Source organism: Micrococcus sp. NPDC078436 (assembly GCF_040702705.1).
Classification (GTDB): domain Bacteria; phylum Actinomycetota; class Actinomycetes; order Actinomycetales; family Micrococcaceae; genus Micrococcus.
The window spans coordinates 20527-40319 of record NZ_JBFBLX010000007.1 but is presented as its reverse complement, the minus strand read 5'-3'; the positions used below and the strand labels follow the sequence as shown (position 1 = coordinate 40319).

Genomic DNA, 19793 nt, shown 5'->3' with positions numbered 1-19793 from the left:
GGCGATTCGACCTCGCGCACTCTGTGGCCCGTGGTTCTGAAGCACTTCCGAGTACCCTGATCGCCATCCTTGAGAGATGCATTTGAGGATTATCCGGCGAACCTTGAGTGAAGTCTCTGCTCTCCCTCTGGGCCTGACGCAGGCGGAAGGGTGCGCCCTGAAGTGGTCTTCCGGATACGACACTCCGCAGAAGACAGCCCTCCTCTCCCGGGCGCATAGGTGGGCGCTAGCGTCGGGCCGCGAGGGGCGGAGGCATCGGCACGTGCCGGTGGTTGTCCATGCGCGCGTCCGCCCGTAGCCCAAGAGTCGGAATAACTGCCTGACGACCGCATCTGTGATACAGCTGGCCTCACATGTTTCACGTGAAACGTGGAGCGTTTCGTCTCGGCACCTAGGGCGGAGTGGATCCCCGCAGATGGACGGGATCGGACTTCTCTACGGCGTAGGTCATCGGCGCGGCCGTCAATTGCGGGAGCGGGGAGTCATGTGCCATGTTCGAAGTTGGGCACTGCGCACTAGGCACTGGGCACTGGTCACTGAATACTTGGCACGGGTTGTAAGGCCGTCAGCTGAGGGCCGCATCGGCACATCTGGACCTCAGCGGCCGAAGCACATCTGAAGAACTCCGATACAGGCTCTTCTGCTTGTTGAAACGAGTCTCTGTACGGGAGCGGGGCCTCAGCCGAGCGTGTACGTCGATAGCCCCGGAGTTCTGAATCTCCCCTGCGGTCGAAGGGTGTGGGTGGTGTTTCACGTGAAACGCCGCCGCTCTGACCACACGATTGCGAGGCGGTTTCGGATGGGACAGGGCCTCGTGAGCGCACACCTGTCGGGTCAGTGCGAACCTTGATAACTGACAACCATGAGACGACTGCCTCAGGGCGCGCGGATGTTTCACGTGAAACGACAGACCCTCAGAGCCGCCGGGGAACATGCCACCCCATGACGGCCGTCCTCGCTGGCGTCGTTCCTGCCGCAACGCGGCTGCGGCAGAAAGGAACAGGGAGCAACCGAGAGCGAGAGCCGCGCATAGACTGACCTCGACCACCCCACTCGCCAGGAGGACCCGTGAAGACCAGCCGCCGCGGAGGCCTCGGCCGAGGCCTTGGAGCATTGATCCAGAGCACCGCCGAGCCGGAGATCGAGCAGACCGAGGCGGGGGAGGAGGCCACTCTCGCTCCCGTCGAGCAGGCACGCGACATGAAGGCCGGCAAGGACGCCTCGGCCGCCACGCCGAAGACGAAGAACGCTCAGAAGTCGCGCCCTGCGGACAAGGCAGACAGCGAAGCCGGCACCGGGGGCAAGACGAAGGCCGCCCCTTCCACGGACGATGCTCCGCAGTCCAAGGCCGGCACCGCACAGAAGAGCGGGGGAGCCGCAGGACCGCGCCCCGTGGACGTCTTCTTCTCCTCTCCCGCCGAGCCCGAGTCTTCGGGAGAGGCATCCGCAGCCGTCGAGAACACCCCAGCGGCGCCCTCCGATGAGCCTGTCTCTCGACAGGCCCCGCGGGGCGGCCGGCCGGTCATGCCCACGGTGAAGGCCCCGGCGAAGAAGAGGCCCGGACGAGCGGACACCGGGACGAAGCCGGCCGATGCCGGAGCGACGGGCGCCACGACCACGGAAGCTCCGCCCGCTCAGCCTGAGACGACCGCTCCAGCCGCCGGGCGCGCCACTGCCGCCCGTCCTGCACCGCAGAGCGAGGGCACCGTCCCCACGAGCATCGCCGTGCTGCGGGAGATCCCCGTGGGGGACATCCAGCCGAACCCGCGGCAGCCGCGTGAGGTGTTCGACGAGGAGCACATGGCGGAGCTCGTCACCTCCATCCGCGAGGTGGGCGTGCTGCAGCCGGTGGTGGTCCGTGAGGTCTCCGGAGCCGTGCCGTACGAGCTCATCATGGGTGAGCGCCGCTGGCGGGCCACCCAGCTGGCCGGGCTCGAGACCATTCCCGCCATCGTCCGGCACACCCCGGATCAGGACCTGCTGCGAGACGCGCTCCTCGAGAACCTCCACCGATCCCAGCTGAATCCTCTCGAAGAGGCTGCCGCGTATCAGCAGCTCATGGAGGACTTCGCCTGCACCCAGGACGAGCTCTCGCAGCGGATCGGCCGCTCCCGGCCGCAGATCTCGAACACCATGCGCCTGCTTCGCCTGCCTCCCCTGGTGCAGCGTCGGGTGGCCGCGGGAGCACTCTCCGCGGGCCACGCCCGCGCTCTGCTGGGCCTCACCGATCCGGCGGAGATGGAGCGCCTCGCTCAGCGGATCGTGGCCGACGGGCTCTCTGTGCGTGCCACCGAGGAGGCTGTCACCCAGCTCCAGGGCACGGTTCGCCCCGGCCCCGCGGCGCGACGCACGCGAGGGGAGAGCGCCCACCACGAGCGGCTGGACCACTTCGCCACGGCGCTGACCTCGCGGCTCGACACGAACGTGAAGATCACGCTGGGCGCGCGGAAGGGCCGGATCGCGATCGACTTCGCCTCGGTGGACGATCTGAACCGGATCATGGACGTCATCCAGGGAGACACCTCCCGCTGACCCCGCACACCGCTGACCCCGCACACCGCGCATCGGTCCGCGTCCGCGGACACAGCAGGGCCCCCTCCGTCTGGAGGGGGCCCTGCTGCGTGAGTCAGGGGAACTGATCAGCCCAGCAGCGCGGAGAACTCCTTCTCCAGCGCCGCCTTGGGCTTGGCGCCCACGGACTCGGCGACCTTCTGGCCGCCCTGGAATCCGAGGACCAGCGGGATCGAGGTCACGCCGTACTGGGCGGCCGAGGCCGGGTTCTCGTCCACGTTCACCTTGGCGATGACGACCTTGCCCTCGTAGTCGTCGGACATCTCCTCGAGGACGGGGCCGAGCATGCGGCACGGGCCGCACCACTCCGCCCAGAAGTCCACGAGGACGGGGAGCTCGGAGTCGAGGACCTTCTGCTGGAAGTCGGCATCGGTGACGGTGATGGTGCTCATGGGAGCCTCCTGGTTTTCGGTTCGAGACGGGTTCAGGGTCGTTCTTTGGTACGAGGGTGACGCAGTCCCGCAGATCTCACGGGTCAAACGTCAGACGGTCATGCCGGCACGCTGTCGGAGGCCGGCTCGGCCGGGGCGGCCTCCTCCACGTCCGCGACGGTGGCCAGGTAGTGCTCGACGTCCTGGGCGGCCACGCAGCCGGAGCCGGCCGCGGTGATGGCCTGGCGGTAGCTGTGATCGGTGACGTCGCCGGCCGCGAAGACGCCGGGCACCGACGTGCGGGAGGACGGGTGGTCGATGCGGATCGTGCCGTGCTCGGTGAGCTCGAGCTGGCCCTGCACCAGGTCGGTGCGCGGATCGTGGCCGATCGCCACGAACAGGCCGGTGACGTCCAGGGTCGACTCCTCGCCGGTCGCGGTGTCCCGCAGGCGCACCGACTCGAGCTTGTCCGCGCCCACGAGTTCGACGACCTCGGTGTTCCAGCGGAACTCGATCTTCTCGTTCTCCTCGGCGCGGCGCGCCATGATCTTCGAGGCCCGCAGCGAGTCCTTCCGGACCAGGACGGTGACCTTGGAGGCGAACTTGGTGAGGAAGAGGGCCTCCTCCATCGCGGAGTCGCCGCCGCCCACCACGGCGATGTGCTGGTCGCGGAAGAAGAAGCCGTCGCACGTGGCGCACCAGCTCACACCGTGACCGGAGAGGCGCTTCTCGCCCTCCACGCCCAGCTCGCGGTAGGCCGAGCCGGTCGTCATGATGACGGCGTGGGCGCTGATCCGCGTGCCGTCGCCCAGGGTGAGCACCTTGGGGGTGGCGGTGAGGTCGGCCTCCACGACGTCGTCGTAGCGCACCTCCGTCTCGAAGCGGCGGGCCTGGGCTTCGAGGTTGGCCATCAGCTCCGGGCCCTGGATGCCCTCCGGGAAGCCGGGGAAGTTCTCCACCTCGGTGGTGTTCATCAGCTCGCCGCCGGCCGTCACCGAGCCGGCCAGCAGCACGGGCTCCAGGTGGGCGCGCGCGGTGTAGATCGCGGCGGTGTAGCCGGCCGGGCCGGAGCCGATGATGGCGACGTTGCGGACGCTCGGGTCCTGATCGGTGGGTGCCACGGGGGTTCCTCCAGGTGGGGTCGGGATGACGGACGCTCACCCGGCACAACAGCCGGCCGCGCCCCGGGTATTCCGCCCGCGGGCGCCCCGGGTGGTTCCCGACGCCCCGCGTGGGACGGCTCAGCGGACGGTGACCTCCGTCAGGCGCAGTCCGTACGGGCGCTCGCCGCCCCCGGCCTCCAGGCGGGGCAGGGAGGTGACGCGGAGGATCACGTGGCCGGCCGCCGCGTCGTCGGCTTCCACCGGGACCACGGCGCGGTCGGCGTCGAAGGTCCCCTGGCCGACCTCGCGGGCGTTCTCCCCGTCGGGGGAGTCCGCCAGGAGCACCGTGAACGCACCGCCGGAGCCGCCGGCGTGGTCGACCACGACCTCGTTCACCCGGGCCGGCTCCTCGAGGGCGACCGCGAGGTCCATCGAGGCCACATAGCCGCCGAAGTTGGGGCGCGTGTAGGTGTAGCTCTGCCAGGCCGTGGACGTGTCGCCGTCCACGAGGCTGCCCAGCTCGCCGTCGTGGGCGTCCTCCAGGCTCGGCATGTCCGGGACGGACCGGGCCACGCCCGCGGCGCGGGGGCGCCCGGCGGGGGCCGTCTCCGACGACGACGCGTCCCCGGTCGCGGCGGGGGAGCTCGCCGCCGGGGCCGCGGACTCGGCCGGGGACTGCGTCTCGGACTCGGCCGGGCTGGTGGCCGTTTCCGCGGGGGAGGAGGCCGGGGACGACGAGGCCGCCGGGGGTGCGGCGGGGGAGGAGCTCTCCGCCGCCGGCACGGCGCGCAGGTTCTGGTTCAGCAGCAGGAAGCCCAGGGCCACCGCGGCCAGCAGGCCCAGGAGGATCAGCAGGGGCAGCAGCCACTTCGACCGTCCGCCCGAGCCCTCCGGGGCCTCGGCGCGGGAGCCGGCCTCGGCGTCGTGGACGTGGTCGGGGACGGGGGCGACGGCGGGGCGCGCCGCCGCCTCCGCGGCGCGCGGCAGGGCGTCGGGGGCCAGGGGAGCGATGGGGGTCAGCGGGGCGCGGGACGCGTCGGGGGACTCCCCGGACGACGCTGCGGGCGTCTCCCCGCCCTCCGTGCCCGGGGTGGTGCTCAGCGGCGTGAAGGCGGGCAGCGCGCGGCGGGGCGCGGGACGGGTGCGCGGCGCCGGCTCGGCGCCGGTGGCGGCCACCGTGGCCGCGGCGACGTCGGCCCGCCAGGAGGCCGCGGTGTCAGCCGACGGCTCCTCGGGGTGCGTCGGAGCGGGTGCGCGAGTCTCCGTGGACGGCGTGGCCGCGGCATCCTCGAGGGTCTCGGACGCGTCGGCCTGGGTCTCGGTCGGGGCGTCGGCGGCCTCGTTCGCCGTCGGGGCGTCGGTGGCGCCGTCCGCCTGGACGACGGCGACGGACTCCGTGGGATCGGGTTCCTGCGTGAGCTCGTCCCGCGGCCTCAGCTCAGCCTGCTGGGCGCCGGCCTGCTCCGAGGCCTCGCGCTCCTCACGGGCCTTGACCTCCTCGACGCGGGCGCGCGTGGCGGCGTCGGCGGCGGCGAGGGCGGAGGCCGCCGCGGCGGCCTTGGCCGCGGTGCCGTCCGCGGGGCGGATCCGCTCGGTGAGGCGGTCCGAGATGCGGTTCAGGATGCCCGGGCGGCGCCGCGACTGCTCCTCGTCGGCGCGCAGCTGCCGGTCGAGGTCGGAGTAGTAGTCCTCGTCGTCCTCGTAGCGGTGCGCCTCGCCCCGGCGCGCCTCGCCGAAGATCTCTGAGCCCAGGGTGTCGGTCTGGAACGGCTCGACGAACACCTCCTGGGGGTAGGCCAGGCCCAGCAGGACGTCCGGGTCGGGCCCGCCGCCGGCGATCAGGTAGGTCCGCCCCTCGCTGAGCCCCAGGTCCAGGACCTGGACGTCGTCCTGGCGCTCACCCGTGGCCAGCTCGCGTGCGGAGGTGGCCACCTGGGCCGCGTCCTCCCTTGAGGCCACCAGGATGGTGACGCGTCGGTTGAGGACCTGGTCGGCGCCGAGGAACACGAGGTTCTGGTCCGCGGACGTGACCAGGTGCTCGGTGATGCGGTAGCGGCCGCCCAGGACGGAACCGACGGCGAGGGGCTGGGTCACGGGGTCTTCTCCTGACGACGGGGACGAATCCCGATGATACTGGGGCGGGGCCCGCCACGGCGGGTCGGGGGCGGGGTCAGCGGGCGGAGGGGGAACGGGAGCCGAGCACGCGGCCCAGGGCCGGCACGCGGCTGACGATCGGCCGCAGCGCGTCGTCGAGCTCGGGGAAGCGCAGGGCCCGCAGCACCATCAGGTAGACGGGGGCCATCGCGGCGCCTGTCAGTGCGCAGGTGAGCAGCGCCGTCAGGATGGAGTCCCACGCGTAGCCGCCGTCGTAGCCGCCGAGCAGCCACACCACCGCCGCGCCCGGCACCGCGGCCACGAGGGCCGCCAGGCCGGTCTGCGCGTGCGCGGCCACCACGGAGGCCAGGCCGTAGTCGCCGATGCGCCGCACCGTCAGCACGTGGGCGACCACGAACTGGTAGACGTAGGAGAGCGTGCCGACGGCGGCCACCCAGTGGCCGAACGACCAGGCCGGGAGCACCCAGGCGCCGGCGTACGCGAGCACCAGCATCCCGAGGGCGGAGGTCACCTGGATGACCATGGGCGTCCGGGCGTCCTCGGCCGCGTAGAAGCTGCGCAGCAGGTAGAAGCTCGCGGAGCGGAACGGCAGGCCCGCGGCCAGGATGAGGAGGATCTGGCCGATCGCCACGCCGGAGGCCAGCGCGGTGTCCGCGGAGGAGCCGAAGATGCGGCCCAGGGGCCCGGCGAGCACCACGTAGAGGCCCACGGCGAAGAGCAGCGGCACCGTGAACGCCCGCAGGCCGGAGCGCAGGGAGTCGCGGACGGCCCCGTCGTCGCCCCTGCCCACGGCGCGGGTGAGCCGGTTGAAGAGCACGGTGGCCAGGGAGATCACGAACACCGAGTGCGGCAGGATCGCGATCAGCATGCCCACGTTGTACGCCTGGAGCCCGGGCACCGCGGCCTGCGCGAAGGCGTCGGACCAGCCCTCCGTGCCGGGGATGCGGGCGGAGGCGTCCGCGCGGGCCGCCGTCGCACCGGTGACGATGCGGGTGCACAGCAGGTTGACCACGTTGCCGACCAGCATGGTCAGCAGGGTCCAGCCCGCGAGCCTGCCCGTGGAGCGCAGGCCCATGCCCTTCCAGCCGAACGTGGGGCGCAGGCCCAGGCCGAGCCTCCGCAGGGGCAGGAACAGGATGAGCGCCTGCGCCACGATGCCCAGGGTGTGGCCGCCGGCGAGCACCATGGTCTGCGTGGTGGTCCACTCCGCGAGCTGGTCCCCGCCCGAGTAGCGGCCGAACATCACGAGGTAGAGGACGATCGTGGCGATCGCGACCACGTTGTTCACCACGGGCGCCCACATATACGCGCCGAACCGCCCGTGGGCGTTGAGCACCTGGCCCACGATCGCGTACATCCCGTAGAAGAACACCTGGGGCAGGGTCCAGACGGCCAGGACCGTGCCGAGCGCGAGCATCGGCTCGGACCAGCCCGCGGTGAGGGTGCTCATGAGGGGCGCGGCGGCCAGAGTCAGCAGCACCGTGAACGCCGCCATCACGAGGGTCGCCAGGGTCATGAGGCGCGAGGTGTAGTCCGCGCCGCGGTCGGCGTCCTTCGCGTGCTTGATCAGCTGGGGCACGAGCACCACGTTGAAGATGCCGCCCGCGAGCAGCATGTAGATCACGTTGGGGATCGTGTTCGCGGACTCGAAGACGTCCGCCACGAGCGCGGTCGAGCCGATCGCGACCGCCAGCAGGATGGTGCGCACGAAGCCCAGCACGCGGGAGACGAGCGTTCCCGCGGCCATGATCGCGGTGGAGCGGGCGGCGCGCTGCTCGCCCTCCGGCACGACGTCGGCGGGCGCCGTGGCCTCGGTGGCCGCCGACGGCGTCGCCCCGGGGGAGGCGGTCTGCGCGGCCCCCTCGGCGGTCACCTCGTCCTGGGTGGGGGTGGCGGCCGGGGCGGTCTCCAGCGCGCGGCGCGGGGCGGGTCTGCTGCTCATGGGGGTCACCCGTCGTTCTCAGGCGGCCCCGCGCTCGGGGCCGGGGTTCAGGGGCGGTGGTCGCGGGCGCCGCCCGCGGGGAAGTGCTGGTCCACGATCCGCCGCGCCAGGTCCACGATCCGGCGCTCGTTGGCGAAGGAGAGGCGCCGCGCGACGTCCTCGAGGCGCACCCACGCCACGTCCACGGCCTCGTGGTCCGGGTCGTTCTCGATGGTCAGCTCGCCGCCGGTCGCGCGCAGCAGGAAGTGGTGCACGGTCTTGTGCACGCGGTGGCGGGACACGGTGAACCAGTAGTCGATGGAGCCCAGCGGCTCGAGGATGTGCCCGGCGATCCCGGTCTCCTCCTCGACTTCGCGCACGGCCGCCTGGCGGTGGTCCTCGGCGCCCTCGGGGTGGCCCTTGGGCAGGCACCACTCGAGGCGTCCGCCGCGGTTGTACCGGGCGATGATGGCCACCTCGAGGCCGTCCTCGTGCTCGCGGATCACGATGCCGCCGGCGGAGACCTCCTCGACGGTGGGCAGTCCGGCCGCCCCGGGGGCCCGCGGCGCGACGGCGGGGGGAGCCTCCGCTCGGACGGGCTCGGGACGACGTCGTCGCAGCCCCAGTGCGGAGGGCAGGGGGGCGCCCCGGTGCGCAGAAGGATCGGGGCTGGTCATGCCCACAACTCTAACGCGGCGGGCGCGGAGCCGGGGCGGAGAGGGTCTGGCACCCTTGTAGGCATCATGGAACTGAGCCACGACTCCCTCGCACTGCCCCCCGGCTTCCCCGCGGACGCCTCCCTGCCCGCCGTCGTCGTGGAGCTGGGGGAGAGGTTCGCCGGCGCCGGGCACGAGCTGTCCCTCGTGGGCGGCCCGGTGCGCGACCTCTTCCTGGGGCGGGACTCGGGGGACCTGGACTTCACCACGGACGCGGACCCGGACGCCGCCGAGGCCGTGGGCGCCGGCTGGGCGGACGCCACGTGGGACGTGGGCCGGCGGTTCGGGACGATCGGCTTCCGCAAGGGCGGCTGGCAGCTGGAGGTGACCACCTACCGCGCCGAGCAGTACGACCCGGAGAGCCGCAAGCCGCAGGTGGCCTTCGGGGACAGCCTCGAGGACGACCTCTTCCGCCGCGACTTCACCGTGAACGCGATGGCCCTGCGCCTGCCCGAGATGGCTCTCGTGGACCCGCACGGCGGCGTGCGGGACCTCGCCGCGGGCGCGCTGCGCACCCCCGGCACCCCCGAGGACTCCTTCTCGGACGACCCGCTGCGCATGCTGCGCGCCGCCCGCTTCGCCTCCCAGCTCGGCTTCGAGGTGGCGCCCGAGGTGGAGGCCGCGATGACGGCCATGGCCGAGCGCATCGCGATCATCTCCGCCGAGCGCGTGCGGGAGGAGCTCGTGAAGCTCGTGTGCGGCGCCCACCCGCGGCGCGGGCTGGACCTGCTGGTCCGCACCGGCCTGGCCGAGCACGTGCTGCCCGAGCTGCCCGCGCTGAAGCTGGAGACGGACGAGCACCACCGCCACAAGGACGTCTACGACCACTCCCTCACGGTGCTCGAGCAGGCCGCCCAGCTGGAGGCGGAGTACTCCCCGGAGCGGCCCGACGTCGTCCTGCGCCTCGCCGCGCTGCTGCACGACGTCGGCAAGCCCGCCACGCGCCGCTTCGAGAAGGGCGGCGCCGTGACGTTCCGGCACCACGAGAACGTGGGCGCCAAGCTGGTGCGCAAGCGGCTGCGCGCCCTGAAGTTCGACAACGACACCACCAAGGCCGTGGCCCGCCTCGTGGAGCTGCACATGCGCTTCTACGGGTACGGGGACGCCGGGTGGACCGACTCCGCCGTGCGCCGCTACGTGCACGACGCCGGGGACCTCCTGCCGCGTCTCCACGCGCTGACCCGCTCTGACGTGACCACGCGCAACCGCCGCAAGGCCGAGACCCTGGCCCACGCGTACGACGACCTCGAGCGGCGCATCGCCGAGATCTCCGAGGCGGAGGAGATGGCGGCCGTCCGTCCGGACCTGGACGGCGAGCAGATCATGGCGCTGCTCGGCCTCCGCCCCGGCCCCGTGGTCGGGCGGGCCTACCGGCACCTGCTCGAGTGGCGCCTCGACGAGGGCCCGCATGAGGCGGATGTGGCCGAGGCCGAGCTGCGCCGCTGGTGGGCGGAGCAGCCGGAGGCCCAGGAGGGCGCGGAGGGCTGAGGGGCGGCGGCCCGCGAGGGCCAGGTGGCAGGATCGGCCCCATGAACGACGCCGAGATCGCCGCCGCCCATCCGATCCGTCCGATCGCCGAGATCGCGGCCGAGGCCGGGATCGCCGAGGACCTGCTCATCCCCTACGGCCGACACATGGCCAAGGTGGACGTCCACGCGCTGACCGCCCCCGAGCGCGGCCGCGTCGTGCTCGTCACCGGCATCAGCCCGACGCCGGCCGGCGAGGGCAAGACCACCGTCACCGTGGGCCTGGCCGACGGCCTCAACCTCCTGGCGCAGCAGCCGGACGCGCCGGCCGCCGTCGCCGGAGCCCGCACCGTCGTCGCGCTCCGCGAGCCCTCCCTCGGGCCGGTGTTCGGCATCAAGGGCGGCGCCACGGGCGGCGGCCGCGCGCAGGTGGTGCCCATGGAGGACATCAACCTGCACTTCACCGGCGACTTCCACGCCATCACCTCCGCGCACAACCTGCTCTGCGCCCTCGTGGACAACCACGTGCAGCAGGGCAACGCGCTGGGCATCGACCCGCGGACCATCGCCCTGAAGCGCGCCCTGGACATGAACGACCGCACGCTGCGCGACGTCGTCACGGGCCTGGGCGGCCGCACGCAGGGCGTGCCGCGCGAGGGCGGCTTCGAGATCACCGTGGCGACCGAGACCATGGCCGTCTTCTGCCTCGCCGCGGACCTGGCCGACCTCAAGGCCCGCCTCGGCCGCATCACGGTGGGCTACACGTACGACGGCGAGGCCGTCACCGCCTCCCAGATCGGCCCGAACGGTGCCCAGGGGGCCATGGCCGTGCTGCTCAAGGACGCGATCGAGCCGAACCTCGTGCAGACGCTCGGCGGCACGCCCGCGCTCGTGCACGGCGGCCCCTTCGCGAACATCGCCCACGGGGCGAACTCCGTGATCGCCACGCGCACGGCCCGCCGGCTCGGAGACCTCGTGGTCACGGAGGCCGGGTTCGGCGCGGACCTCGGCGGACAGAAGTTCATGGACATCACGGCCGTGGCCGGCGGGTTCCCGCCCGCGGCCGCCGTCGTCGTCGCCACGGTGCGCGCGCTCAAGCTGCAGGCCGGGATCGCGCTGCCGGACGTGAAGGCGGGCATCGCCGAGGCGGCCGAGCGCTCGGGCCGGGGCCTCGCCGACGTGCGCGCCGAGCACGTGGACGCCCTGCGGGCCGGCCTGGCGAACCTCGAGCGGCACGTCGGGAACATGCGCGCGTACGGGGTGCCCGTCGTCGTCGCCGTGAACCGGTTCACGCAGGACGACGACGCCGAGCTCGACGTGCTGCGCGCGTGGGGCGTGGAGAACGGCGTGCCCGTGGCCGTCGCGGACGTGTGGGGCGGCGGCGGCGAGGGCGCCCTCGAGCTGGCTCGCCTGCTGGGGGAGCACCTGCCGGCCCCGGGCGAGCCCGCGCCGCCGGTGACCGGGCTGTGGACCGAGGGGATGGAGGTGGAGGAGCGGATCCAGGCCGTCGTCCGCCGCGTGTACGGGGGCGCCGGAGCGGAGCTGAGCCCCGTGGCCCGGCGGCAGCTCGCGCAGCTGCGCGCTCGTGGACTGGACCGCCTGCCGGTGTGCATGGCCAAGACGCAGTATTCGTTCTCGGACGACCCCACGCTCCTGAACGCGCCCGAGGGGTTCACCGTGTCCGTGCGCGAGCTCTCCGCGAAGACGGGGGCCGGGTTCGTCGTCGCGCTCACCGGTGCCGTCATGACGATGCCGGGTCTGCCCGCCTCCCCGGCCGCCGACCGCATGGACGTGGCCGACGACGGCACGGTGACGGGGCTCTTCTGAGGGGGGAGGCCTCGGGGTCACCGGGGCCTCCCCCAGATGAGCTGGGCGCAGTACTGCCAGGCAACCCGGTGGGTTGCCTGGCAGTACTGCGCCCAGTGCGGCGTGCGGTCCGTCAGCGCTCGATGTCGCCGCGGATGAACGCCTCGACGAGCTCGCGGGCCTCGTCGTCGTTGTGCTGGACCGGCGGGGACTTCATGAAGTACGAGGACGCCGAGAGGATCGGGCCGCCGATGCCGCGGTCCAGGGCGATCTTCGCGGCGCGCACGGCGTCGATGATCACGCCGGCCGAGTTGGGGGAGTCCCACACCTCGAGCTTGTACTCGAGGCTGACGGGGGCGTCGCCGAAGTTGCGGCCCTCGAGGCGCACGAAGGCCCACTTGCGGTCGTCGAGCCAGGCCACGTAGTCGGAGGGACCGATGTGCACGTCGTCCGCCGCGAGCTTCGCGGTGGTGTTGGAGGTGACGGCCTGCGTCTTGGAGATCTTCTTGGACTCGAGGCGCTCGCGCTCGAGCATGTTCTTGAAGTCCATGTTGCCGCCGACGTTGAGCTGGTACGTGCGGTCCAGGGTCACGCCGCGGTCCTGGAAGAGCTTGGCCATCACACGGTGGGTGATGGTGGCGCCGATCTGGGACTTGATGTCGTCGCCCACGATCGGCACGCCGGCCGCGGTGAACTTCTCGGCCCACGCGGGGGTGCCGGCGATGAACACGGGCAGGGCGTTGACGAAGGCGACGCCGGCGTCGATCGCGGCCTGCGCGTAGTGCTCGGCCGCCTGCTGCGAGCCCACGGGCAGGTAGCAGACGAGCACGTCCACCTTCGCGTCCTTGAGCGCCTGGGCGACGTCCACGGGCTCCGCGTCCGACTCCTCGATGGTCTCGCGGTAGTACTTGCCGAGGCCGTCCAAGGTGGGGCCGCGCTGCACGGTGACGTCGGCGTGGGGGACGTCGGCGATCTTGATGGTGTTGTTCTCGGAGGCGAGGATCGCCTCGGAGAGGTCCAGGCCCACCTTCTTCGCGTCCACGTCGAACGCGGCCACGAACTCCAGGTCGGAGACGTGGTAGTCCCCGAACTGCACGTGCATCAGGCCGGGCACGGCGTCCGTGGGCGCGGCGTCGCGGTAGTACTCCACGCCCTGGATCAGGGACGTTGCGCAGTTGCCCACGCCGGCGATGGCGACGCGGATGGGGTTCTTGGCCACGGTCAGGTTCTCTCCTCAGCGGATCCGGGATGGATGCTCGGCGCGGCGGGCGCGCACGAGGGGCCCGCGCGGCGGTGCGCGGGCGCACTGTCCCGGGGGAACAGCGCCCCCAGTTTACGACGCACGGGGGCACGGGGGCGCGGCGAGGTGTCCTCCGCGCTTCCTAGGATGGGAGCATGAGCCCGGCCCCGGCGCACGCCGCCACCCCTGACGAGCCGCCCACGCATGCCCTCTCCGGGCCCTCCCGGGAGGCCTCCGAGCAGGGCCGTGGCGCCGCCGCGCGTTCCGCTGAGGGCGCACACGCGGCGGCCTCGGCGGCGCGCATCGGGCGCGAGGCGGGCCGGTTCGCCCTCCCCGGGGGCCTGGCCGCGAACGGCCCCGGCCGGGGGACCGGATCCTGGGCCTCGCCCGCGGCCCTCGCCGGGCTGCTGGTGGCGCTGGCCGCCGTCGTGAGCCTTCTGCAGAAGGCGCCGTGCCTGTTGAACGGCTGGGGCGCGCCCAACGTGTACTACGCCGGGTGCTACTCGGACTGGGCGGCGCTGTACGGCGGGCGGGGGTTCGCGGAGAACGCGTGGGCGCCGTTCGCGGCCGGGTCCACCTTCGAGTACCCCGTGCTGATGTCCCTCGTGGGATCGGTGACCGCGCAGATCACGCAGGGGCTCCCGTTCGGCGCCGAGCAGGGCACGCTCGTGTTCTGGATCGTGAACCTGCTGTTCGTCACGGGGCTGTGGGCCGCCGTCGCCGTGCTGACCGTGCGCACCGCGGGCCGCCGCTGGACGGACGGGCTCATGGTGGCCGTGGCCCCCGGGATCATCCTGGCCGGCACCATCAACTGGGACCTGTGGGCCGTGGCGCTGATGGCGTGGGGCATGTGGGTGTTCTCCCGCGGGCGGCCCGGCTGGGCGGGTGTGCTGTTCGGTCTCGGCGCCGCCACGAAGCTCTACCCGCTGCTCATCCTCGGGCCGCTGCTGATCCTGGCCGTGCGCTCGCGCCGCTGGGCGCCGTTCCTCACGGCGACGGCGGGCACCCTGCTCGCGTGGGCCGCCGTCAACGTGCCCCTCATGGTGGCCAACTTCGACGCGTGGTCCGTGTTCTTCACCTTCTCCGGCGAGCGCGGCCCCGGCCTGTCGAGCGTGTGGCACGCGTGGGACGTCGTCGCCGTCCAGGCCGGGTGGGGGAGGGTGCCGGCGGACTCCCTCTCCCTGTTGGCCTACGGGGCGTTCGCGGTGTGCTGCGCAGCGATCTTCGTGCTCGGCGTGCGCGCGCGGCACACCCCGCGCCTGGGGCAGCTGACGTTCCTCGTGGTGGCCGCGTTCGTGCTGACGAACAAGGTGTACTCGCCGCAGTTCGTGATCTGGCTGATCCCGCTCATGGCGCTGGCCCTGCCGCGCTGGAGGGACTTCTGGGTGTGGCAGACCGTGGAGGCCCTGCACTTCTTCGCCGTGTGGATGTACCTGGCCAAGACCGCCGCCGGCTCCATGCCGCAGCACTCCATGGACGACTCCGTGTACGTGGCCGCGATCCTCGCCCACATGCTCGCCGTCCTCTGGCTCTGCGCCCGCGTGGTGCGGGAGATCCTGCACCCGGAGGAGGACCTGGTGAAGCAGTCCGAGGGCGCCGGTCCCGACGCCGACCCGCTCGCCGGCGCGTTCGGGACACCCGGCGCGGTCGGCACCGGTCAGGCGAAGTCCCAGCGGTGGATCGGGCAGTCGGGGGAGGGCTCGACGACGTCGGCGCCGGTGACGCCGGCACCCGCGCCGCGGCCGTCGGCGGCTCCGGCCGGCTGAGGGCACGCGCACACGGCGCCCGAGGCGGCGGTCGCGGCCTTCATCTGCGCCCGCCAGGCCGCGTTGGGGTCGGTGCCGGGGTCCACGGCGGGGGCGCCGGGGGTGCGGTGCGGGGCGGCGTCCCTGTCCCGGGCGAAGCCCATGCGCACGATCAGCCAGCCGCCCACGGTCCAGGCCACCATGAGGAACACCCCCACGGCCACGGCGGTCAGGATCTCCACGGCGTCTCCTCCTCGCTCGACGACGGCGACGGGCCCAGGCTACGGGGGCGGGGCGCGGGCGTGGGCGTGGCGCGGTCGTGAGATGCCGGGCGCGGGGTGCCGGGCCGCGGGCCGCCGGCCGCCGGGCGTCAGGTGCAGGCAGGTGCCCGGTGCGGGTGCCGCGTCCGGGGTGCGCGGTACGGTCGGGACATGACCACCGTGACCCCGGACACCCCCGCGCTCTCCGCCCACCTGCAGGACCTGGCCGCGTTCGTGCAGGCCTCCCCCTCCAGCTTCCACGCCGCCGCCGAGACCGCCCGCCGGCTCGAGGCCGCGGGCTTCACCCGCCTGGACGAGGCCGCCGACTTCCCGGCCGCCCCCGGCGGGTACGTGGTGGTGCGTGACGGCGCCGTGATCGCCTGGATCGTGCCGGAGGGCGCGGACGGGAGTGTGGACGGGAGTGCGGCTGGACGTGCGGGCCGGGGCGTGGGCGGCGTTCCGACGTTCCGCGTGCTCGGCGCCCACACCGACTCCCCCGGCTTCAAGCTCAAGCCGCAGCACATGAGCGTGACGGCTGACGGCTGGGTCCAGGCCGGCGTCGAGGTGTACGGCGGGCCACTGCTGAACTCGTGGCTGGACCGGGAGCTGCGCTTCGCCGGCCGGCTCGTGCTCGCGGACGGCACCCAGGTGCTGGCCGCCACCGGGCCCGTGGGCCGCATCCCCCAGCTGGCCGTCCACCTGGACCGCGACGTGAACTCGGACGGCCTGGCCCTTCAGCGCCAGCGCCACACGCAGCCCCTCGTCGCGGCCGTGGGCTCGGCCGCCGGTGGGGACACCGCGTCCGTGCAGCTCGGCGGCAACGTGATCGAGCTGCTCGCGGCCCAGGCGGGCGTGGACGTGGCGGAGGTGCGCGGCGTGGACGTGGTGGTCGCGGATGCACAGGCCCCGGGGGCGTTCGGCGCCAACGGCGAGTTCTTCGCCTCCGGCCGCCTCGACAACCTCTCCTCGGTGCACGCCGGGCTGGCGGCCATGGAGGCCCTGGCCCCCGGTTCAGGCGAGGAGGGCGCCGGGGGTGCGGGCGGCGTCGTCGTGCCGGTGCTGGCGGCCTTCGACCACGAGGAGGTGGGCTCGGCCACGCGCACCGGTGCGGGCGGGCCGCTGCTCGAGGAGGTCATGGACCGCGTGCTGGACGCGCTCGGCGTGAGAGGCCAGGGGAGGGCGCGCTCGCGGGCGGGCTCGTGGCTGCTCTCCGCCGACGCGGGGCACCTCGTCCACCCCAACTACGCCGAGCGCCACGATCCCGTGAACCACCCGCGCGTCAACGCCGGCCCGCTGCTGAAGATCAACGCGAACCAGCGCTACGCCACGGACGCCGAGGGCGAGGCCGCGTTCGCGCGCTGGTGCGCGGCGGCGGGCGTGCCGTTCCAGACGTTCGTCTCGAACAACGACATGCCGTGCGGCTCCACGATCGGCCCCATCTCCGCCACGCGCCTGGGCGTGCGGACGGTGGACGTGGGCATCGGCCTGCTCTCCATGCACTCCGCCCGGGAGATGTGCGGCGCGCAGGACCCCGCGTGGCTGAGCGCGGCGGTGCGGGAGTTCTTCCGCGGGGTGTGAACGGGAGACGGGCCCGGAGTCCTGGGGCGGGGTGTGAGCGGGAGACGGGCCCGGAGTCCTGGGGCGGGGTGTGAGCGGGAGGCGGGGCGCGAGCCGGCGTGGTCCGGGCGAGGTGAGCGCGGCGCGGCATCAGCTGGGCGCGAGCCGGCGTGGTCCGGGCGAGGTGAGCGCGGCGCGGCATCAGCTGGGCGCAGTACTGCCAGGTAACCCCGGCGTTGCTTGGCAGTACTGCGCCCAGCTAGTGGGCGGCTGGCCGGCGGTGCGTCCAGCCACCCGTACGGCCACCCGTAAGGCCACCCGTCCATCGACCTGCACGGCGGTCCCTTCGGCGGTCCGTTCGGCGGAGCATCCCGCCATCCGATCTGCCGGTGGGGAGACCTGGAGCCCTCGACGTCGGCTCCTGCACCGGCTCCGCGGGCCGGATTCCTGTGCACAGATGGGCCGCGGGCATGCCGGCGAGGCGCTGCGCCGCGCTTCACTGCGGGAGTGAGTGATCCTCTCGACGCCCTGCCCGAGTCCGTGTTCCCCGTCGACCGCGCGGTGACGGCAGGTCTGACGACGAGCCGAGCGCGCCGGAGCGACCTGGAGGCCGCCGGCCGCGGGCTGCGCCGTCGTCGGGGATCCCCACCGGACCCCCTGCAGACCGCGATCGCGCATGCTCGGCACGACCGCAGCCTGGTCCTCAGTCACAACACCGCTGCCGCCGTGTGGGGGATCTGGCTCCCTCATGGCGGCCAGGTGCGGCCGCACCTCTCACGCGTGCGGCCCGGAGCCCAGCCGCGGGTGAAGGGCGCGCACGGCCACCGGCTGCGCCTGGACCCGGAGCGGCATGTCATCACGCTGGGGCAGGACGACGACGCCTACTCCGTGACGAGTCCGGTCCGCACGTGGGCCGATCTCACCGCGAGCGGTCTGCCCGTGGAGGACCTGGTGGTGGCCGGGGACTCGCTCCTGCGCCGGGCCGACGGCCCCCGCGGCAGCCTGCCGAGGGGATGGAGGCACCCGCTGGCGAGTCGCACGGCGATGTGGCAGGGCGCGGAGGAGTGGCGCGGCCTGCGCCGGTGGAGCGTGATGGGAGAGGTGTTCGAGCGGGTCCGGGAGGGGTCGGACTCCCCGCAGGAGACGCGACTGCGGCTCCGTCTCGTCGAGGCAGGGCTGCCGGAGCCTGAGGTGAATCCCCCGGTGGTGCTCCTGCGCGACGCCCTGGGGCGGGTCCTGCAGTCCACGTCGGTGGACCTGTTCTACGAGCGCGCTCGCCTGGCGATCCAGTACGAGGGGGAGCACCACTTCACCCACGCCGCGCAGTACCGGCGGGACATGCGCCGCGACGAGGAGCTGCGGGATGCGGGCGTCGAGGTGCTGCGGGTGGACAAGGAGGTCTTCGGCCTCGCGGAGTGGCCGCGCTTCGTGGAGCGGGTGGCCCGGCTTCTTCGGCAGCGGGGCCACGCATGAGCAGGAGACGCATGAGATGGGCGCGGTCGGAGCGCTGTCGTCAGGTGCGGGGCAGTCATGAGCGGAGCACCCATCAGCTGGGCGCAGTACTGCCAAGTAACCCCCGGCGTTACCTGGCAGTACTGCGCCCAGCTGAGCGGTCCCCGGCTGATCGGTGCCCGGCTGATCGGTGCCAGACTGATTGGTGCCCGGCGGATCGGTGCCGGCACCTGCTAGACTCGATTGGTTCCCTGCGTGCCGCCGAAGAGCGCGGACACCCACGCGGGGACAAGCACAGAACCTCCTGCCACGGAGAGACCGTGGCCGCAAGCCCAGAGGAGGTGGGTTCGCATGCGTGCTTATGAGCTGATGGTGCTGATCGACCCTGAGGTCGACGAGCGCACCGTGGAGCCGACCCTCAAGAAGTACCTTGAGGTCGTCACCAACGCTGGCGGCACCATCGACAATGTCGATGTGTGGGGCCGTCGCAAGACCGCCTACGAGATCCAGAAGAAGTCCGAGGCCATCTACGTGGTCGTCAACTTCCACTCGGAGCCGGCCGCCACCCAGGAGCTGGACCGTCTTCTGAACATCAACGAGACGATCCTGCGCACCAAGATCATCCGTCCCGAGGAGCAGAAGGTCACCGCCGAGTGACCTCGTTCGTCCGGGTGTCCTGACCACCCGCCCGTTCCCGCGAACACCAGGAGTGACCATGGCCGGAGAAACCGTCATCACCGTGGTCGGCAACCTCACCGCCGACCCCGAGCTGCGCTTCACCCCGAACGGTGCGGCGGTCGCGAACTTCACGATCGCGTCCACCCCGCGCACGTTCGACCGTCAGACCAACGAGTGGAAGGACGGGGAGACCCTGTTCCTCCGCGCGTCGATCTGGCGTGAGGCCGCCGAGAACGTGGCCGAGACCCTCACCAAGGGCACTCGCGTGGTCGCCCAGGGCCGCCTCAAGGCGCGCACGTACGACGACCGCGAGGGCAACAAGCGCACCAGCTACGAGCTGGACGTGGACGAGATCGGCCCCTCGTTGAAGTACGCCACGGCCAAGGTCACGCGCTCTCAGCGCGGCGGCGGCGGTGGGTTCGGTGGCGGCCAGCAGGGCGGCGGCTTCGGCGGTCCCCAGCAGGGCGGCTCCGGCTTCGGCGGCAACGCCGGCGGCGGCTCCAACGACGGCGGCTTCGGCGGCGGTCAGCAGAGCGGCGGTCAGCAGGGCGGCGGCTGGGGCGGTCAGCAGGGCGGCGCCAACGCTGCTCCGCAGGACCCCTGGGCCGGCAGCGGCGGCGGCGGAGGATGGGACACCCCCTCCTCTAACGAGCCTCCGTTCTGAGCCGTCCCGCCACGGGACCGAAGGACACCGAGACGACTTCCGTCCGGGCGCACGGCGCCCGGAGGCCCGCCCCCCGGCGGACCACCCCGAGCACCCCGGCACCGCCGGGGCGCCTCTCACGCGGCAGC

15 protein-coding genes are annotated in these 19793 nt (G+C 72.9%); 8 read left to right on the top strand and 7 right to left on the bottom strand.

The genetic code is table 11. From position 1 onward, the window contains the following. The first annotated feature begins 1068 nt into the window (after positions 1-1068). On the top strand, positions 1069-2532 hold the full coding sequence (locus tag AB0302_RS05740; RefSeq protein ID WP_366370833.1) for a ParB/RepB/Spo0J family partition protein: 1464 nt from the start codon (positions 1069-1071) through the stop codon (positions 2530-2532). 107 nt (positions 2533-2639) lie between these two features. Here AB0302_RS05740 and trxA read toward each other — a convergent pair whose 3' ends face one another. The 5 genes from trxA to AB0302_RS05715 form a co-directional block, all read right to left on the bottom strand. Continuing rightward, positions 2640-2963, bottom strand: coding sequence for a thioredoxin (gene trxA / locus AB0302_RS05735; protein WP_248116745.1), 324 nt, complete (start codon positions 2961-2963; stop codon positions 2640-2642). A 98-nt stretch (positions 2964-3061) separates the two neighbouring features. Beyond that, on the bottom strand, positions 3062-4063 hold the full coding sequence (gene trxB, locus AB0302_RS05730; protein WP_366370832.1) for a thioredoxin-disulfide reductase: 1002 nt from the start codon (positions 4061-4063) through the stop codon (positions 3062-3064). 120 nt (positions 4064-4183) lie between these two features. Continuing rightward, the gene (locus AB0302_RS05725; RefSeq protein ID WP_366370831.1) at positions 4184-6139 is read right to left on the bottom strand and encodes a hypothetical protein; all 1956 of its coding nucleotides are present in this window, start codon (positions 6137-6139) and stop codon (positions 4184-4186) included. Between the two features lie 76 nt (positions 6140-6215). Further along, positions 6216-8102: a lipid II flippase MurJ gene (locus AB0302_RS05720; RefSeq protein WP_366370830.1), complete on the bottom strand. Its 1887-nt coding sequence runs from the start codon at positions 8100-8102 to the stop codon at positions 6216-6218. 47 nt (positions 8103-8149) lie between these two features. Beyond that, positions 8150-8758: an NUDIX hydrolase gene (locus tag AB0302_RS05715; RefSeq protein ID WP_366370829.1), complete on the bottom strand. Its 609-nt coding sequence runs from the start codon at positions 8756-8758 to the stop codon at positions 8150-8152. A 66-nt stretch (positions 8759-8824) separates the two neighbouring features. On the opposite strand from AB0302_RS05715, the gene AB0302_RS05710 reads away from it, so the two are divergent. Both AB0302_RS05710 and AB0302_RS05705 read left to right on the top strand, forming a co-directional pair. Further along, entirely contained in the window at positions 8825-10285 is a 1461-nt protein-coding gene (locus AB0302_RS05710; protein WP_366370828.1) for a CCA tRNA nucleotidyltransferase, read from the top strand. 41 nt (positions 10286-10326) lie between these two features. After that, a complete protein-coding gene (locus AB0302_RS05705) occupies positions 10327-12090 on the top strand; it encodes a formate--tetrahydrofolate ligase (RefSeq protein ID WP_366370827.1) in 1764 nt (587 codons plus the stop codon). A gap of 112 nt (positions 12091-12202) precedes the next feature. Here the strand turns inward: AB0302_RS05705 and AB0302_RS05700 are convergent, their stop codons facing one another. After that, positions 12203-13288: an inositol-3-phosphate synthase gene (locus AB0302_RS05700; RefSeq protein WP_366370826.1), complete on the bottom strand. Its 1086-nt coding sequence runs from the start codon at positions 13286-13288 to the stop codon at positions 12203-12205. Between the two features lie 176 nt (positions 13289-13464). Here AB0302_RS05700 and AB0302_RS05695 point away from each other — a divergent pair, with 176 nt between their 5' ends. Further along, entirely contained in the window at positions 13465-15075 is a 1611-nt protein-coding gene (locus AB0302_RS05695; protein ID WP_366370825.1) for a glycosyltransferase 87 family protein, read from the top strand. Here the strand turns inward: AB0302_RS05695 and AB0302_RS05690 are convergent. Continuing rightward, positions 14967-15296, bottom strand: a complete 330-nt coding sequence (locus AB0302_RS05690) for a hypothetical protein (RefSeq protein ID WP_298987812.1) — start codon at positions 15294-15296, stop codon at positions 14967-14969. The genes AB0302_RS05695 and AB0302_RS05690 overlap by 109 nt on opposite strands. A gap of 189 nt (positions 15297-15485) precedes the next feature. Between AB0302_RS05690 and AB0302_RS05685 the strand changes: the two genes are divergently transcribed. The 4 genes from AB0302_RS05685 (at position 15486) to AB0302_RS05670 (ending at position 19665) form a co-directional block, all read left to right on the top strand. Next, entirely contained in the window at positions 15486-16892 is a 1407-nt protein-coding gene (locus AB0302_RS05685; protein ID WP_366370824.1) for a M18 family aminopeptidase, read from the top strand. A gap of 486 nt (positions 16893-17378) precedes the next feature. Further along, positions 17379-18344 (top strand): hypothetical protein, encoded by a 966-nt coding sequence (locus tag AB0302_RS05680; protein ID WP_366370823.1) that lies wholly within the window; start codon positions 17379-17381, stop codon positions 18342-18344. Positions 18345-18674: 330 nt separating this feature from the next. Continuing rightward, positions 18675-18980 carry a 30S ribosomal protein S6 gene (gene rpsF / locus AB0302_RS05675; RefSeq protein WP_248116767.1) on the top strand — a complete coding sequence of 102 codons (306 nt, stop codon included), beginning with the start codon at positions 18675-18677 and terminating at the stop codon, positions 18978-18980. A 58-nt stretch (positions 18981-19038) separates the two neighbouring features. Further along, entirely contained in the window at positions 19039-19665 is a 627-nt protein-coding gene (locus AB0302_RS05670) for a single-stranded DNA-binding protein (RefSeq protein WP_298714566.1), read from the top strand. Positions 19666-19793 lie beyond the last annotated feature (128 nt).

Bases quoted from the DNA above. Each gene is read 5' to 3' on its own strand.
- trxA (WP_248116745.1), bottom strand. From the start codon at position 2,963: ATGAGCACCATCACCGTCACCGATGCCGACTTCCAGCAGAAGGTCCTC.
- AB0302_RS05720 (WP_366370830.1), bottom strand. From the start codon at position 8,102: ATGAGCAGCAGACCCGCCCCGCGCCGCGCGCTGGAGACCGCCCCGGCC.
- AB0302_RS05715 (WP_366370829.1), bottom strand. From the start codon at position 8,758: ATGACCAGCCCCGATCCTTCTGCGCACCGGGGCGCCCCCCTGCCCTCC.
- AB0302_RS05710 (WP_366370828.1), top strand. From the start codon at position 8,825: ATGGAACTGAGCCACGACTCCCTCGCACTGCCCCCCGGCTTCCCCGCG.
- AB0302_RS05705 (WP_366370827.1), top strand. From the start codon at position 10,327: ATGAACGACGCCGAGATCGCCGCCGCCCATCCGATCCGTCCGATCGCC.
- AB0302_RS05695 (WP_366370825.1), top strand. From the start codon at position 13,465: ATGAGCCCGGCCCCGGCGCACGCCGCCACCCCTGACGAGCCGCCCACG.
- AB0302_RS05685 (WP_366370824.1), top strand. From the start codon at position 15,486: ATGACCACCGTGACCCCGGACACCCCCGCGCTCTCCGCCCACCTGCAG.
- rpsF (WP_248116767.1), top strand. From the start codon at position 18,675: ATGCGTGCTTATGAGCTGATGGTGCTGATCGACCCTGAGGTCGACGAG.
- AB0302_RS05670 (WP_298714566.1), top strand. From the start codon at position 19,039: ATGGCCGGAGAAACCGTCATCACCGTGGTCGGCAACCTCACCGCCGAC.